The sequence below is a fragment of the Streptomyces sp. cmx-18-6 genome (assembly GCF_046548915.1).
Classification (GTDB): domain Bacteria; phylum Actinomycetota; class Actinomycetes; order Streptomycetales; family Streptomycetaceae; genus Streptomyces.
Genome location: NZ_JAEBEP010000008.1, coordinates 94,262 through 109,087 on the forward strand (window position 1 = coordinate 94,262; position 14,826 = coordinate 109,087).

At 73.8% G+C, this 14,826-nt stretch carries 16 protein-coding genes; 11 read left to right on the forward strand and 5 right to left on the reverse strand.

Going from position 1 to position 14,826, the window contains the following annotated elements; translation table 11 throughout:
- Positions 1 to 33 precede the first annotated feature (33 nt).
- Positions 34 to 1,143, forward strand: coding sequence for an FUSC family protein (locus ACLJPL_RS20105; protein ID WP_411082235.1), 1,110 nt, complete (start codon positions 34 to 36; stop codon positions 1,141 to 1,143).
- A gap of 700 nt (positions 1,144 to 1,843) precedes the next feature.
- Here ACLJPL_RS20105 and ACLJPL_RS20110 read toward each other — a convergent pair.
- Positions 1,844 to 2,650, reverse strand: a complete 807-nt coding sequence (locus ACLJPL_RS20110) for a SigB/SigF/SigG family RNA polymerase sigma factor (protein ID WP_411082236.1) — start codon at positions 2,648 to 2,650, stop codon at positions 1,844 to 1,846.
- A 436-nt stretch (positions 2,651 to 3,086) separates the two neighbouring features.
- Between ACLJPL_RS20110 and ACLJPL_RS20115 the strand changes: the two genes are divergently transcribed.
- From ACLJPL_RS20115 to ACLJPL_RS20125, 3 genes are all read left to right on the forward strand, one after another.
- Positions 3,087 to 3,569: an SRPBCC family protein gene (locus ACLJPL_RS20115; RefSeq protein WP_411082237.1), complete on the forward strand. Its 483-nt coding sequence runs from the start codon at positions 3,087 to 3,089 to the stop codon at positions 3,567 to 3,569.
- An 82-nt stretch (positions 3,570 to 3,651) separates the two neighbouring features.
- Positions 3,652 to 5,289, forward strand: a complete 1,638-nt coding sequence (locus ACLJPL_RS20120; RefSeq protein WP_411082238.1) for a phytoene desaturase family protein — start codon at positions 3,652 to 3,654, stop codon at positions 5,287 to 5,289.
- 78 nt (positions 5,290 to 5,367) lie between these two features.
- Positions 5,368 to 5,676 carry a hypothetical protein gene (locus tag ACLJPL_RS20125; RefSeq protein ID WP_411082239.1) on the forward strand — a complete coding sequence of 103 codons (309 nt, stop codon included), beginning with the start codon at positions 5,368 to 5,370 and terminating at the stop codon, positions 5,674 to 5,676.
- 41 nt (positions 5,677 to 5,717) lie between these two features.
- Here ACLJPL_RS20125 and ACLJPL_RS20130 read toward each other — a convergent pair whose 3' ends face one another.
- Together ACLJPL_RS20130 and ACLJPL_RS20135 are read right to left on the reverse strand one after the other, a co-directional pair.
- The gene (locus ACLJPL_RS20130; RefSeq protein ID WP_411082240.1) at positions 5,718 to 6,398 is read right to left on the reverse strand and encodes a response regulator; all 681 of its coding nucleotides are present in this window, start codon (positions 6,396 to 6,398) and stop codon (positions 5,718 to 5,720) included.
- Positions 6,399 to 6,509: 111 nt separating this feature from the next.
- On the reverse strand, positions 6,510 to 8,177 hold the full coding sequence (locus tag ACLJPL_RS20135; protein WP_411082241.1) for a GAF domain-containing protein: 1,668 nt from the start codon (positions 8,175 to 8,177) through the stop codon (positions 6,510 to 6,512).
- 258 nt (positions 8,178 to 8,435) lie between these two features.
- Between ACLJPL_RS20135 and ACLJPL_RS20140 the strand changes: the two genes are divergently transcribed.
- Positions 8,436 to 9,050, forward strand: a complete 615-nt coding sequence (locus ACLJPL_RS20140; RefSeq protein WP_411082242.1) for a CBS domain-containing protein — start codon at positions 8,436 to 8,438, stop codon at positions 9,048 to 9,050.
- A gap of 348 nt (positions 9,051 to 9,398) precedes the next feature.
- On the opposite strand, the gene ACLJPL_RS20145 is transcribed toward ACLJPL_RS20140, so the two are convergent.
- Positions 9,399 to 10,268 carry a universal stress protein gene (locus ACLJPL_RS20145; RefSeq protein ID WP_411082243.1) on the reverse strand — a complete coding sequence of 290 codons (870 nt, stop codon included), beginning with the start codon at positions 10,266 to 10,268 and terminating at the stop codon, positions 9,399 to 9,401.
- A 246-nt stretch (positions 10,269 to 10,514) separates the two neighbouring features.
- On the opposite strand from ACLJPL_RS20145, the gene ACLJPL_RS20150 reads away from it, so the two are divergent.
- The 5 genes from ACLJPL_RS20150 (at position 10,515) to ACLJPL_RS20170 (ending at position 13,354) form a co-directional block, all read left to right on the forward strand.
- Positions 10,515 to 10,808, forward strand: coding sequence for a hypothetical protein (locus ACLJPL_RS20150; protein ID WP_411082244.1), 294 nt, complete (start codon positions 10,515 to 10,517; stop codon positions 10,806 to 10,808).
- A gap of 173 nt (positions 10,809 to 10,981) precedes the next feature.
- The gene (locus tag ACLJPL_RS20155; RefSeq protein WP_411082245.1) at positions 10,982 to 12,028 is read left to right on the forward strand and encodes a YihY/virulence factor BrkB family protein; all 1,047 of its coding nucleotides are present in this window, start codon (positions 10,982 to 10,984) and stop codon (positions 12,026 to 12,028) included.
- Positions 12,029 to 12,213: 185 nt separating this feature from the next.
- Positions 12,214 to 12,627 carry a phage holin family protein gene (locus ACLJPL_RS20160; protein WP_411082246.1) on the forward strand — a complete coding sequence of 138 codons (414 nt, stop codon included), beginning with the start codon at positions 12,214 to 12,216 and terminating at the stop codon, positions 12,625 to 12,627.
- On the forward strand, positions 12,624 to 13,091 hold the full coding sequence (locus tag ACLJPL_RS20165; RefSeq protein ID WP_411082247.1) for a DUF3618 domain-containing protein: 468 nt from the start codon (positions 12,624 to 12,626) through the stop codon (positions 13,089 to 13,091). Before ACLJPL_RS20160 ends, ACLJPL_RS20165 begins: the two co-directional genes overlap by 4 nt.
- Positions 13,088 to 13,354, forward strand: a complete 267-nt coding sequence (locus tag ACLJPL_RS20170) for a DUF4235 domain-containing protein (RefSeq protein ID WP_411082248.1) — start codon at positions 13,088 to 13,090, stop codon at positions 13,352 to 13,354. Before ACLJPL_RS20165 ends, ACLJPL_RS20170 begins: the two co-directional genes overlap by 4 nt.
- Positions 13,355 to 13,670: 316 nt before the next feature.
- On the opposite strand, the gene ACLJPL_RS20175 is transcribed toward ACLJPL_RS20170, so the two are convergent.
- Complete coding sequence (locus tag ACLJPL_RS20175) at positions 13,671 to 14,204, reverse strand: DoxX family protein (protein ID WP_411082249.1); 534 nt, start codon at positions 14,202 to 14,204, stop codon at positions 13,671 to 13,673.
- 343 nt (positions 14,205 to 14,547) lie between these two features.
- Here ACLJPL_RS20175 and ACLJPL_RS20180 point away from each other — a divergent pair, with 343 nt between their 5' ends.
- Positions 14,548 to 14,814, forward strand: coding sequence for a hypothetical protein (locus tag ACLJPL_RS20180; RefSeq protein WP_411082250.1), 267 nt, complete (start codon positions 14,548 to 14,550; stop codon positions 14,812 to 14,814).
- The last annotated feature ends 12 nt before the right edge of the window (positions 14,815 to 14,826 follow it).

The window sequence follows — 14,826 nt, forward strand, 5'->3', positions numbered from 1 at the left end:
GCGCGTGCGCGCCGGAGCCTGCCGGGGAGCCCTGTGAAGCACCGGTTCGCCCGCTTGGCCCCGCGCGTGCGGCGGCCCGACCGCTATCAGGTGGTGCAGTCCCTCAAGGCGGCCGCCGCGGCCTCCATCGCCTGGGCGGTGACGGGATGGTGGCTGGCGGCTCCGATGGCGCTGATGGCCCCCTGGGCGGCCGTGGCACTGGTCCAGGGAACGGTCTACCGGTCGATGCGCACGGCGGCCCAGCTGTTCTTGATGATCACGGCCGGAACCCTGCTCGCCGCCGGTGCGGCCCTCCTCACGGACGACACGATGACCGCCCTGCTCATCGCCCTCCCGCCGGCGGTGCTGCTCGGCAACTGGGCGCCGGTCGGCGGGCAGGGGCTGTACGCGCCCACCACCGCGCTGTTCGTCCTGGCCTACGGCTCGTACTCGCTCCCGGCGGTCGGGCACCGGCTGCTGGAGACCGCCGTGGGGGCGGCCGTGGGCATCGCGGTGAACGCCCTCGTGCTGCCTCCGGTGCACTCCCTGCACGTGAACAGGCTGGCGTGTGCGCTGCCGCGCGACTGCGCCCGGCTTCTGCGGGACCTCGGCGACGGCATCCGCGAGGACTACGACGAGGAGCGGGCGGAACAGTGGTACCGGACCGCCGCGGAAATGCTGGGGGCCCTGTCGGAGCTGCGGATCGCGCGGGGGTGGGCGTCCGAGAGCTTCCGGTTCAACCCCGGCCGCCGGCTCCGCCGAGGCGCTCCCGCTCCGTCCGACGCGTGGGACGTCCTCTGGGCCCGGGTGGGCGACCGCCTTCTCACCCTGACGCTGACACTGTGGGAGACCGCTTCCGAGCACCGGGGGCTGCCCCGGCCGCCGCGCCGGGCCCTGGACGGACTCGGCGTGCTGCTGACCGCCGCGGCAGGGGCCTGCGCGATCGATCAGGCGATCATGGAGCACGGACCGGACGAGGAGCGGCGCGGCCGGCGCAGCGCCCATCTGGCCGAAGCCCACCGGGCCCTCGCGGGTCTGAAGAAGCTCCTGGAAGGACCGGGCCCCGGCACGGGGGCCTCGCTCGGGAGTCTGGTGGCCGGTTGCCAGGCACTCCTGGACGATCTCGCGCCCGATGAGAGGGGGTCGGCGGTCGGTCACCTCTGAGCCGCTCGGCCCGCCGGCACGGTCCGCCCGGAGGGCGGTGGCGATGTTGGGCGGCGGGTCCATCGAGGGCGCGCTGCGGTGGCGCAACCCGGAGGACGACCTTGCTGGTGCCTTCGGGGCCATCCGCACAGTGCGCTGCGCGGCGCTCCGCCGACCGAAACGCGTTCGTACGCACGCCGTTTGCGCGGGGACAATGGTCGGGACAGGCAGGGGACGCGGACGGGGGGGAAGGCATGGCGGCGTCGCGAGCGGCTTTGGGCCCGGACGGGCTCCGGGCGAAGGTGGTGGTCCAGCGGGTGCGGTTGGGGAGCGACGAGTACCGGGTGATTCGCCCCGCGCGTGCGAGGAACGTCGCCCTGTACGCCGACCGGGGCAACGACTACGGGTTGTACGTGGACCGGACGGACGGCCGGCAGTTGGGCACGCTGCTCATGCTCGCGGCCCGTTCGCCCCGTTCGCTGGTGTACCTGCCGCTGCGGTCGAATCCCGGCGTCCCGGGCATCGGTCTGCCGGACGAGCAGCCGCTCGACTTGGTGCTGGCTCCCCGGGCCCGGCAGTTCCGGCCTGCCCACTGGAAGCGGCTGCGCACCCGGGTCACGACAGCGAACGCCCCCCGCGAACTGCGCACGGCGGGTTCATGCCTACGGCGGGTTCATGCGTCCGCGCGGCGGGCCACCGTGCGGGCGACACCCGCCGCCCGTCACCATCGCTGCGCGGGCTGGAGGGCGTTCTCCGTAGGGGGTTCGCGCGTGGCGCTCTCCCGGATCCGGCGGCAGGACTCGGCGATCAGCCGCGAGACGTGCATTTGTGAGAGGCCCAGCTCGGTGGCGATGGCACTCTGGGTCATCCCGGCGAAGAACCGCAGGTAGAGCACCCGTCGCTCGCGCTCGGCCAGTCGGCGGATGCCGGGTTTCGCCGCCTCGCGGTCGAGCACCAGGTCGTACGCCTCGTCCACGGCCCCCAGGCGGGCGCCGAGGTGTAACTCGCCGCCGTCCGCCGCGGCCTCGGCATCGATGGAGAGGGCGCTGAAGCCGTGCAGCGCCTCACTCCCGTGCCGTACCTCCTCCTCGGTCAGCCCGGTGTGCTCGGCGATCCGGGCGAGGGAGGGCGGGGTGCCCGAGGCGGCCAGTTCGGCGCGGGCGCGGCGGACGACGTTGCGGAGGTTCTGGATCCGGCGGGGGACGTGGACCGACCACATGCGGTCCCGGAAGTGCCGCTTGATCTCCCCCGTGATCGTGGGGACGGCGAAGGGCGCGAAGGCCCGGCCGATCGCGGGGTCGTAGCGGTCCACGGCGTTGACGAGGCCGATCGCCGCGACCTGCCGCAGGTCCTCCAGCGTCTCGCCGCGGTTGCGGTAGCGGGCGGCCAGCCGGTGGGACATGGGCAGCCAGGCGCAGATGATCTCCCCGCCCAGCCGTTCCCGGGCGGGCCCGCCGGGCAGCTCCGCGAGACGGCGGAAGTCCGCTGCCGTGTCGGGGTCGTCGGCGTACCGGCGTTCCTCGGCCATGGGTGCGGCTCAACTCCTCGCCGTACGGGATCGCTGTCGCCGTGAGGACGGTGCGCCGGAGTGTGCCGAACGTCAGCGGGCACGACCCACGCGGCATCCGTCGCCGGGGCGTGCCTCGGCTCCGAAGCACCTCGTGGCCTTGCCACCTGCGGGCGACCGCCAAAACCGAGGGGGGCCGCATTCACCCGACCGGTCGCCGGTGAGGTGCGATCGCCTTCCGCGCACCCCTGCGAGGGCCGGCACGAGGGGGTGACGTTCCCGCCGTACGCGTCGGCCCGGTTCACCTCACCCCACGGCGTACGGCGGATGTCGGGCGGGCCCGTCCCAGGGACCGGATGCGCGCTTCGAGCGGCGGGGGCGGTGCCCGCGCCGAACGGCGGAACCGGTCGCCGAACGGCAGAATCGCCCACGGGAACGGATCGGACCGAGGAGCATCATGGCCGTACGGCATCACCTCATCGACCGGCCGCCGGCAGCGGTGTGGTCCGTGCTGGAGGACGCGACCCTGTACGGGGAGTGGGTGGTCGGCACCTCCGACTCCCGCCCCGAGGAAGGGCTCTGGCCCGAGACCGGCTCGTCGATCACGTACCACGTGCATGTGGGGCCCAAGCGGTTCACCGGGCGCACGGTCGTCCGGCACATCGACAGGCCGCGGACGCTGGAGCTGGAGGCCGAGGGCGGCCCCTGGGGCACGGCCCGCGTCGCCTTCGACATCCGCCCCTGGGGCGATCGCACGCTCGTGATCGTCGACGAGCACCCGCTGCGCGGCCTGGGCGGCACGCTCCACAATCCGCTGCTGGACACCCTGTTCCAGCTCCGCCACCGCACCATGCTGGCGCGCCTCACCCGGCTGGTCGAACGCGTGACGGCCGCGGAGCCGCGCGGCGGCCGGCGCAGCGCCGCCGCACCGGCCGACTGAGCCCGGGGCCCCTCGGACGGATACGGCGGCCGGACACGACGGCCGCGTACGGCGCACGGACTCTCGGGAGAAGGACGGTGCCATGGTCGACGCGGTAGTCATCGGAAGCGGCCCCAACGGCTTGGTGGCGGCCAATGTGCTCGCTGACGCCGGCTGGACCGTGGAGGTGCTGGAGGAGCAGGACGAACCGGGCGGCGCGGTCCGCAGCGACCGGGGGGTCGACCCCGCGTTCGTCAACGACCTGTTCAGCTCGTTCTACCCCCTGGCGGCGGTGTCTCCGGTGCTGGCGAAGCTGGGGCTGGAACGGGAGGGGCTCCGCTGGAGCCATGCCCCCCGGGTGCTCGCCCACCCGTTGCTCGACGGCAGTTGCGCCGTGCTGGACCGGGACCGGACGGTCACCGCCGCCGGCCTCGACGATGCCGCGCCCGGCGACGGACAGAGCTGGCTGGAGCTGTGCGGCATCTGGGACCGGCTGGGCGACGACATCGTCAAGGCCCTGTTCTCGCCGTTCCCGCCCGTCCTCTCCGGCGGCGTCCTGGCCGCTCGGCTCCGGGCTGCGGGCGGGCTGAGGCTGGCGCGCAGCCTTCTGCTGCCCGTACGCAGGTTCGGCGAGGAGGAGTTCAGCGGCGAGGGCGGCCGGCTGCTGCTGGCCGGCAACGCCCTGCACGCGGACCTGGCCCCCGAGGCCGCGGGCAGCGGCGGCTTCGGCTGGCTGATGTCGATGCTGGGCCAGTCCCACGGCTTTCCCGTACCGGTCGGGGGCGCCGGCGCCCTCACTTCCGCCCTGGTGCGACGGCTGCGGGCACGCGGCGGCAGTGTGCGGTGCGGACACCGGGTGACCGAGGTCGTCGTGCGGCAGGGCCGTGCCGTGGGCGTCCGTACCGCGCACGGGGAGGCGGTCCCCGCCCGCCGGGCGGTGCTCGCCGATGTGTCCGCGCCGAGCCTGTACGGGTCGCTGGTCGCCCCGGAGCATCTGCCGTCCCGGCTCCTGGAGGACATGCGGAGGTTCCAGTGGGACTTCGCCACGTTCAAGGTGGACTGGGCGCTGAACGGACCCGTCCCGTGGACCAGCCCGGCGGTCGCGTCGGCCGGCACCGTGCACCTGGCGGAGGGCGTCGACGAACTCACCCGGTGGGCCTCCCAGATCGCCCGGAGCCTGGTGCCGGACCGCCCCTTCCTGCTCTTCGGGCAGATGACCACGGCGGACGCGACCCGTTCGCCGCGGGGCACCGAATCGGCGTGGGCCTACACCCATGTGCCCCGCACCGTGAAGGCGGACGCCGGGGCGGACGGCCTGACCGGTGGGTGGGACGCCGGGGAGCGGGAGCGGATGGCCGACCGGGTGGAGGAGCAGGTGGAGCGTTACGCCCCCGGTTTCCGCAGCCGCGTCCGCGCCCGGCGGATCCTGGCCCCGCCCACGCTCCAGGCGGCGGACGCCAACCTGCGCGACGGCGCGGTCAACGGGGGCACGGCCTCGCTGCACCAGCAGCTGGTGTTCCGGCCGGTTCCGGGCACGGGGCGCCCGGAGACAGCGGTCAAGGGGCTGTATCTGGCCTCCGCCTCCGCGCATCCGGGCGGCGGGGTGCACGGCGCCCCCGGCGCCAACGCGGCCCGGGCCGCGCTCCGTTCGACTCGCGCGAGCGCCACTGTGCTGACCGCGGCACAGCGGCTGATGGCCCGTCGCGGCCGGGGCGGTGAGAGCTCGGGGCCGCTCGGGTAGCATCCTGCGCACCGACTGGAAGAGGCAACCGTGCGTTCGACGTCTTCTCCCGCGCCGGCGCTCGGCAGCCGGTGGGCCGTGACTTTGGCGACCGACGCGGTGTTCACGCTCGTGGCCGCTGTGGCCCTGGCCGGGATCGGCGCGCTGGTACCCGCGTTCGTCGACGACTACGACATGCCCGTGGGCCGGCAGCTGGCCGAGGCGGCGTACCTCTTCGGAGGCTCGCTCCTCCTCGTCGTCTCGCTGATCACCACGACGCTGCTGATCCGGGGCGGGTCACAGCGCCGACGCCGCGCGGGCCTGGTGGCGGCCGGTGTCCGTCTGGCCTCCCTGGCCGCGGTGGCCGTCGCCTTCGTCGCGTACGGCACCGTCGCCCACGGAGCCTGACACCCCCAACGGTTTCCCCGGCGTCGGGGCGGGGCGCGGCGCTATGCGGGGCGGCGGGCCTGCGTGGCGATGACGGCGGCCTGGACGCGGCGTTCGACTCCGAGCTTCGCCAGGATGCGGGAGATGTTGTTCTTGACGGTCTTCTCCGCGAGATAGAGCCGGAGACCGATCTCGCGGTTGGTGAGCCCCTCGCCGATGAGCGCCAGGATCTCCTGCTCCCGGGCGGTCAGCGCGGCGAACCCCGAGGGCCGGTCGTCCTGGGCCGCGCTGTTCCGCAGCCGGGCCATCACGCGCGCGGTGGCTCCCGGGTCGAGCATCGACCGGCCGGAGGCGACCGTGCGCACGGCCTGGACCAGGTCCGTGCCGGTGATCTGCTTCAGTACGTAGCCGGAGGCGCCCGCCACGATCGCGTCGAGCAGCGCCTCCTCGTCGTCGAAGGACGTCAGCATCAGGCAGGCCAGGTCGGGCAGTCGGGAGCGCAGTTCGCGGCAGACGCTCACTCCGTCCCCGTCCGGCAGGCGCACGTCCAGGACGGCGACCTGGGGGCGCAGCGCCGGGACGCGGGCGAGCGCCTGCTCCACGGTGCCCGCCTCCCCCACGACGGTCATGTCGGGCTCGGCGTCCAGCAGGTCGTGCACGCCGCGGCGCACCACCTCGTGGTCGTCGAGGAGGAAGACCGTCACCGGCGCCTTCCCGGTGCCGCCGGGGTCGTTGTCCGTCATCTCATGCTCCGTCATCCGTCGTCCGTGCCCGCCCGGGCTCCCCCGATGGTGCCGTACCGCCGCACCCGGGAACAGGGCCGGTCGGCCCTCATCGGCGCGGGTGCGTGCGGCTCAGCGCAGCGGGGCGCGCCAGACCAGCCGGCTGCCGCCGCCCTCGGGCGTCGACGTCTCCAGGGCCCCGCCGACCTGGCGGGCGCGCTCGGCGAGGTTGCCCAGCCCGCTGCGCCGGCCCCGCTCCGGTATGCCGCGGCCGTTGTCCGTGACCGTCAGGCGCACTTCGTCCCCGGTGGCCTTGAGGTTCACCTCGACCCGGGTGGCGTGCGCGTGCCGGGCCGCGTTGCTGAGGAGCTCCCCGACCGCCGCCACCACGTGGTCCGCCACCTCGGGCGGTACGTCGGTGTCGAGCAGGCCCTCCATGCTCAGCCGGGGCGGGAACCCCAGGGAGGTCACGGAGTCCCCCACCGCGCGGGACGTCCGGGCGCGCAGAGTCGCACCGGCCCCCTCCTCCCGGCTCCGGAGGCCGAAGATCGTGGACCTGATGATCTTGATGGTCTCGTCCAGGTCGTCGACGGCCCGGCTCACCCGCTCGGCCGCCCCCGCGTGCTCGATCAGCCGGGCGGCGCTCTGGAGCGTCATGCCGGTCGCGAAGAGGCGCTGGATCGCCAGGTCGTGGAGGTCGCGGGCGATCCGGTCGCGGTCCTCGAGGAGCGCGACGTGCTCGGCGTCCCGCCGCCGTTCCGCCAGCTCCATGGCCAGCGCCGCCTGCCCCGCGAAGGCGAGCAGAGGCTCCAGCTCCGCCTCCGTGAACACGGGCTCCCCGACCGCGCGCGCCAGCAGCAGGACCCCGGCTCCGGCCGCCCCCAGCGGCACGGCGACCGCGGGGCCCACCTCGTCGGCCGGGTGGGGGTCGGCGGGGAAGCGGGAGTCCTTGCCCAGACAGGCGGAGACCACGGGCGTCCGGGCCGCCGATGCCGCGCCCGACAGGGTGCCGTCGACCGGGACGACCAGCCCCTGGAGACCGTCGTCGCCCACCGACAGCTCCACGACCAGGCCGACCGTGCCGGCAACGGGCACGGCCACCTCCGCCAGGCGGGCGCCGGTGATCTCCCCGGCCCGCCGCGCGATCAGTTCCAGCACGTCCTGCCGGCTCTCGCCCGACAGGAGGCGGTTGGTGACCTCGGCCCCCGCCCTGAGCCAGCGGTGCCGGCGCTGGGAGCTCTCGTACAGGCGCGCGTTGTCGATCGCCACGCCGGCCGCGACCGCCAGGGTGGTGATCACGGACTCGTCCTCCGCGTCGAAGTCCAGACCGCCCCGCTTGTCGGTGAGGTAGAGGTTCCCGAACACCTCGTCCCGCACCCGGATCGGCACCCCGAGGAAGGTCAGCATCGGCGGATGGTGGGCGGGAAACCCGAACGACGCCTGATGCGCGCCCAGTTCGCTCAGGCGCAGGGGTTCCGGGTGCCGGATCAGCTCTCCCAGCAGCCCGTGTCCGGCGGGCAGCGGGCCGATCTTCTCCCGCTGCTCCGGCGTCATGCCCGAGGTGAGGAACTGCGACAGGGTCCGTCCGTCCGGGCCGATCACTCCCAGCGCGCCGTACCGCGCGTCCACCAGTTGCGCCGCGGCCTCGACGATGCGCCGCAGCACCTGGGACAGGTCCAGCTCACGGCCGACCGAGACGACGGCCTCCAGCAGGCTGTGCACCCGGTCCCGGGTCCCCCTGGCCGCGTTGATCCTCGCCTGCAACTCCTCCAGCAGCTCGTCCAGCCGCATCTGAGGCATCCGCGACAACGGCTGCTCAACGCCCACAGCGTCCTCTTCCCCTCCGTCCGACACCCTTGCGCGCCACTGTAGGCCCCGCCTCCGACAGCCAGGGACGTTCGGGCCCGGCACCGGACCCGACCGGGCCTCCCGCCACGGGAGCGCCGCGCGGGATCCTCGGGTACGGGCCCGTCGGGGCCCGGCCGGACGCCGGTACGGTCCCGGCCGGATCGGCACCGTACGGCGTCCCCCCATCAGCACGGAATCCCGGGACAGGACATGCGTGAGCACACAGTGGGCGAGGTGATGACCCGCGAGGTCGTCACCGCCGCGCCGGGGGCGCCGGCCCGGCAGGTGGCCAAGCTGTTCGCCCTCCACCGGATCGGCGGGGCACCCGTCCTGGACGCCGAGGACCGGGTCGTCGGCGTGGTCTCCCGTACGGATGTGGCCGGCGGCCCCCGTCCCGGACGCGTCGACCCCGTGCACGCGGCCGGGATCGCGGCCCGTGACCTGATGACGGCCCCCGCCGTCACGATCCACCCGGAACAGCGGGTGAGGGACGCGGCCCGGGTCATGGAGCGGCGGCGCGTGGACCGGCTCCCCGTGGTGGACCCCGAGGACCGGCTGATCGGCATCGTCACCCGCCGCGACCTGCTCCGCGCCTTCCTCCGTACGGACGAGGAGATACGGGCCGACGTGTACGGGGAGCTGCGGCGCGCACCGGCCGGGCCGCTCGGCCCCGACGACGTGCGGGTCTCGGTGCGCGAGGGCCTGGTCACCCTCACCGGGTCCGCGCCTCCGGACGGGCTGCCCCGCCTCGTCGCGGCCCTCTGGCGCATTGACGGGGTCACGGGGGTGCTGAGCTCGCTGGACTCCCCGGAGGAGCAGTCCTGAACGGGGACTGGTTGGCGTGGGGGGTGTTCGGCGTGGGGAGGGGTGTTCGGCGTCGCGGGTCCGTCCGGCGTCGCGGGTCCGTCCGGCGTCGCGGGTCCGTCCGGCGTCGCGGGTCTGTCCGGCGTCGTACGTCCGGTCGACGTCGTACATCTGACATCTGACATCTGACATCTGACATCTGACATCTGGGCAGCGGCGCGGGTCCGGTCGGCGTCGTCCGGTCGGCGCGCGGTACGTCCCGTCGCGCGGTACGTGCGTCACGCGGTACGTCCGCTGCCCGGCCCGTCCCGTCGCGCGCCGAAGCCCGCCCTGCGGCAGGCGCGGGGCGGGCTTCGGCGGCGGGACGGGTCAGGCGTGCGGTACGACGGCGACGGGGCAGCGGGCGTGGTGCAGGACCGCGTGGGCGGCCGAACCGATCCGGGCGCCGATCGAGGCCCGGCGGGCGCGCCGTCCGACCACCATCAACTGGCCCTCCGTGGACTCCTCCACCAGGACCTGTCCGGCGCTGCCCATCTCGACGTGCTCGGTGACCCGCACGTCGGGGAACCGGTCGCGCCAGGGAGCCAGGGCCTCCTGGAGCGCCTTGCGCTCGAAGGGTTCCAGCCCTCCCGCCGCGTCGGCGAGGGCGAGCGAGGCGCTCCACGTGTAGGCGGGCGGCAGGCTCCAGGCCCGTACCGCGCGCAACGGGACTCCGCGTACGGAGGCGGCCTCGAAGGCGAAGCCGAGCACCTCCGCGCTCTCCTCCGGCGTCCCCTGCTGGCCGACGATGACCTCGCCGCTCTCCCGGACCGGGTACTCGCCGTCGTAGGCGCGCACGGAGACGACGGGGCCGTTCGCTCCGGCGATCACCTGCTGCCCGTAGGAGCCGAGGAGGAAGCCCAGCAGCGCGCCGTGCCCCCGGGAGCCCAGGCACAGGAGGGCGGACCGCTCGGCCTCGGCCAGCAGCGCCACGACCGCCGTCTCGGGCAGCACCTTGGTGGAGACGGAGAGCTCGGGGAACCTGGCGGTCACCTGCTCCTCGGCCTCCCGCAGCACGGCACGGGCGGCCTGGGCCTCCGTGTCCCGGTTCTGGACGAGCGGGATGTCCAGCGGCTGCCAGAGCCAGGCGTGCACGATGCGCAACGGCAGCCCGCGCAAAGTGGCTTCGCGGGCCGCCCAGTCGGCCGCGGCCAGACTCTCCGGCGAACCGTCCACCCCTACGGCTACGGCCTTCGTCATCGCTCTGCCTCCATACGTCTGCGTGGGAACCGGCCCTTCGACCGGCCGCTGGGCCCATCATCGCGAACGGGCCCGCCCCCGGGGAGGGCCGTTCGACCCTCCCCCGGGGGCCCGTTGGGCACCGGGACCCGGCCTGCCGGTCCCCCGCCGCCCCTCGGCGGCGCGGGCCCGCTACGGTATGGGCCGGGCTCCGCGCCACCGCGGGCTCACGACGGATTTCGCACCCCATGGGAAACGAGCCACGTCATGGACCATTACGCGGATGCCGTCATCGCGATGGTGGTCGGCGCGCTCGAACGGCAGGCCGCCGCCCGGGGGCTTCGGGTGGACGTCCTTCAGTCGGTGCGCGAGCTGGCGGCGAACGACGAGGCGGAGATCGCCCTCGACTACCTGGTCCACGCCGTGAACTCGTCCGGGCTGACACTGAGCCAGGACCAGTACGACCGGCTCCGGGCGCTGGCCCTTCGGCTGGAGTACTCGGACGTCCTGACCGACATCCGCCCCGAACGGCTCACCGGGCCGGAACGCTCCTCGCCCTGAGCATCGGGACCCGCTCCCTCCTGGCGTAAACACTCGGCAGGGGTTCCGCCCGCCCCCGGAGCCACGTGCCTCACGGACACGAGTGCCCCTGAGACGGACCTGAGCGCCACTGAAGGGGACACGAGTGCCACCGAAGCGGACATGAGTGCCGCTGGGCTGGAAACCCGCAGGGTATGACAAGCACACCGAAGCCTGACCCTGACGGCGGACACGCGCGCGGGGACGTCGACCGCGGGAGCGGAGCGGGACCCGATGATCAGGTGGAGGAGCGGGCGCCGGATCTGCCGACCGAGCTGCCCCGGCGGTCGTGGACGGCGGTGCTGCGCGGCACCCTGAGGGAGTTCAAGGACGACGAACTCGCCGACCGGGCCGCGGCGCTGACCTACTACGGTGTGCTGGCGCTGTTCCCCGCCCTCCTGGTGCTGGTGTCCCTGCTGGGCATCGCGGGCGAGTCGGCGACGAAGCAGGTCCTGGACAATCTGCGGAAACTGACGCCCGGCTCCGCCCGGGACGTGGTCAGTGACGCGGTGGAGCAGCTCCAGGGCAACTCCGGCGTCGGGTCGTTCATGGCGATCGTGGGTCTGGCCGTCGCGGTGTGGTCGGCCTCCGGTTACGTCGCCGGGTTCATCCGCACCTCGAACGCCGTCTACGACATGCCGGAGGGCCGCCCGGTGTGGAAGGTCCTGCCGCTGCGCCTGGCCCTGACCGTGACGCTGATGGTCCTGGCCTGCGCCAGTGCGCTCATCGTGGTCTTCTCCGGCGGTCTGGCCCGGCAGGCCGGCGCGGCGCTGGGGATCGGCGACACGCCGCTGACCGTCTGGTCGATCGCGAAGTGGCCGGTTCTGGTCCTCCTCGTCACGATCATGATCGCGGTGCTCTACTGGGCGGCTCCGAACGCCAAGGGACGCGGCTTCAGGTGGGTGACCCCGGGCAGTTTCCTGGCCCTGGTGATCTGGATGGCCGCGTCGGCCGGCTTCGCGTTCTACGTCGCCAACTTCGCCTCGTACAACAAGACGTACGGCGCTCTCGCGGGTGTGGTCGTCTTCCTGGTCTGGCTGTGGATCACCAATCTGGCCATCCTCCTGGGGCTGGAGTTCGACGCGGAGATGGTCCGCCAGCGCGCGATCGCGGGCGGGCACCCCAAGGACGAGGAGCCGTACGTCAGGCCCCGCGACACCCGGGCGTGGAGCGACGGGGACCGCCGCCGCATGGAGCGGTGAGCGCGCGGACGGTGGCCGGCCCGGGCCGTGGGCACGGCGGGAGAATCCCGGCGGCTCTTTCCCGCCGGGAGGGTGTCGGGGCGGTTGCGGGGTACGCGCACCGTGCGGAGCCGCTGACCACCACATCGGACGCCTCGGCGCAACCGACTTTTCCGACAGATCGAGGAAGGCAAGGTGACCTCACGATGAGCACAGCAGAGCGGCAGGCCCACGCCGCCGACGAACCGGTGGGCGCGCTCGTTTCGCGTGCATCGGAGCAGATCTCGGAGCTGGTCCGCGAGGAGATGCAGCTGGCCCGGGTCGAGATGACCCAGAAGGGCAAGCGGTACGGGAAGGGCGGCGGCCTCTTCGGCGCCGCGGGCCTCATCGGCATTCTGGCGGCCCAGGCGCTGGTGGCGACCTGCATCGCCGCCCTCGCGCTGGCACTGCCCCTGTGGGCGGCGGCGCTCATCGTGACGGCGGTGCTGGCGGCGGTGGCCGCGGTGGCCGCCCTCTCCGGGAAGAAGCAGATCGCCCGGGCCGGCGGACCCGCCCCCGGGCAGACCATCGACAGCGTCAAGGCCGATCTGGCCGAGGTAAAGGAAAAGGCTCACCGATGAACGACGAATCACGGACCGAGATCGGAACCCCGACCCCCGAGGAGCTGCGCGAGCAGGTCGAGCGCACGCGCGACGAACTCGGGCAGACCGTCGAGGCGCTGGCGGCCAAGGCCGACGTCAAGGCGCAGGCGAAGGAGAGGACCGCCGCAGTGAAGGAACAGGTGTCCGAGAAGGCCGCGCTGGCTTCCGGCCAGATCCGCGAGAAGGCGGAGCAGGCGGCGCAGTTGGTGAAGGAGAAGACGCCCGACCCCGTCCTGGAGAAGACCGCGCGGGCGACGGCGCAGGTGCGCGAGAGCGCCGTCCGGGCCGGGCAGTACGCGGCGGCCAGGACGCCCGACCCGCTGCTGGAGAAGGCGGACCGGGCCGCGACGGTCGCACGCGCCAACCGCACCCCGCTCCTGGCGGGCGGTGCGCTGTTCCTGGTCTTCCTGCTGGTGCGCCGCGGCCGTGGACGTAACCGATGAGGGCGTCGAAGATCGCCTACAGGCCGGTCGGACTGGCGCTGGGCGCGGTGAGCGGCATGCTCGCGGGCGCCGCGTTCAAGCAGGTGTGGAAGGTCATCGAGGGTGAGGGCGACGCCCCCGACGCCCTGGACGAGGACCGTCCGTGGCGGCAGATCCTCCTCGCCGCCGCCATCCAGGGCGCGATATTCGCCGTGGTCAAGGCCGCGGTCGAGCGCTCGGGCGCCCAGGCCACGCGCAGTGTGACGGGCACCTGGCCGGGCTGACCCGCCGCGGCGCCGGCCGGCCCTGCCATGCGCCGGCCGGCGCCGCCCGCCGGGCGTCTCTCGATACGTCGACGGCGGCCGTCCGAAGAACGCCCGGCCTCGGCGAGAAGGCGGATGACGCCTTCGAGCAGGCGGGCATCGTGGTGGTCGAGGGCAGGTCGTCCCGCCTCCACGGCCTCCTCGATCCGGTCCTGGCCCCAGCAGTTCGATCAAGGGCCGGCCGGAAGCGGCCCCACTCGTCGGCCGCGGCGAAACGCCGGAGAACCGTCTCGGCCTCGCCGGCCCGCCCCTGCCCCGCCCCGTCCGTGTCCCCCGCTCAGCCGCCCAGCTTGGCCCGGATGCCGCCGGCCCTCGCGGCGGGGCCCGCCGTGGCCCGGATCGTGCGGCGTACCAGGTGGGCGTCGTGCCGGACGTCGTGGGCGGCGTGGCGGCCGCGCCACAGCAGGGAGGGGCGGCTGCCGGTGTCGTCGGTCGCGATCAGCAGGCCGCCCAGCATCGACAGGTTCTTGAAGAAGTGGACGCGCTGCTGGGCGCGCTCGGAGGGGTCCTCCGCCTCCCAGAAGCGGTGCGCCGCCAGCGTGGTGGGCACCAGGGTCGCGGCGAGGGCCAGTGCGGACAGTCGCGGGAAGCGGCCGAGCCCGAGAGCGATGCCGCCCACCACCTGCACCGCCCCGTTGAGCCGGACGAGCTGCTCGGTGCTGTCCGGCAGCACGGCGACGCGATCGGTCACCGCACGGGCGACGGATTCGGCCACCGGGGCGACGTCCTGGGGGCTGCGCAGGGAGCTCACGCCGCCGACGACGAACATCGAGGCGAGCAAAGGGCGGCCGGCGATGCGGAGAAGACTCATGACAGTGCCTCCAAGGCGAATACAAGGGCGGACACAACGGCGATGACGACGGCGGACAAGGATGCGGGTGTCTCCTGGGATCATCGGGTGCCCCGTGGGACCCGCGCCATTCGGCGCATGCCGGCGTAGGCCATTGCGCCGAGCGGCGATGCGGCCGCCCCGGGGGTGCGCGAGCGCCGGGATCCGGACCGCCGCCTTCCGCGAAACGCCGCTCCGAGCAGCACGCACCTTTCACCGCACGGCCGTGAAGTAAAGGTGTTGTCAAGGGACTTCCGGGTACGCGGGGGTTGGGTCGGTCCATCCGGGGACCGGGGCCAGGACGACTCTCCCGAAGGAGTGACCGATGACGGCGCAGTACGACAACCAACCGACCGGACAGCAGTCTCACGGCGCACCGCACAGCGCGCCGGCCGGCAATGTACTGAGCATCATCGCGATGGTGCTGGGTGCGCTGGCGATCCTCATCCTGCCGATCGTCCTCGGTCCGATCGGCCTGGTGCTGGGCATCATCGCCAAGACCGTCAGGCACGAGCGGCTGGCCGTGCCCGCCATCGTGGTGGCCGCGGTGGGCATGATCGCCGGGTTCGTCCTCGGCGCCCTGCTCGCCTGATGAGCTGAACGC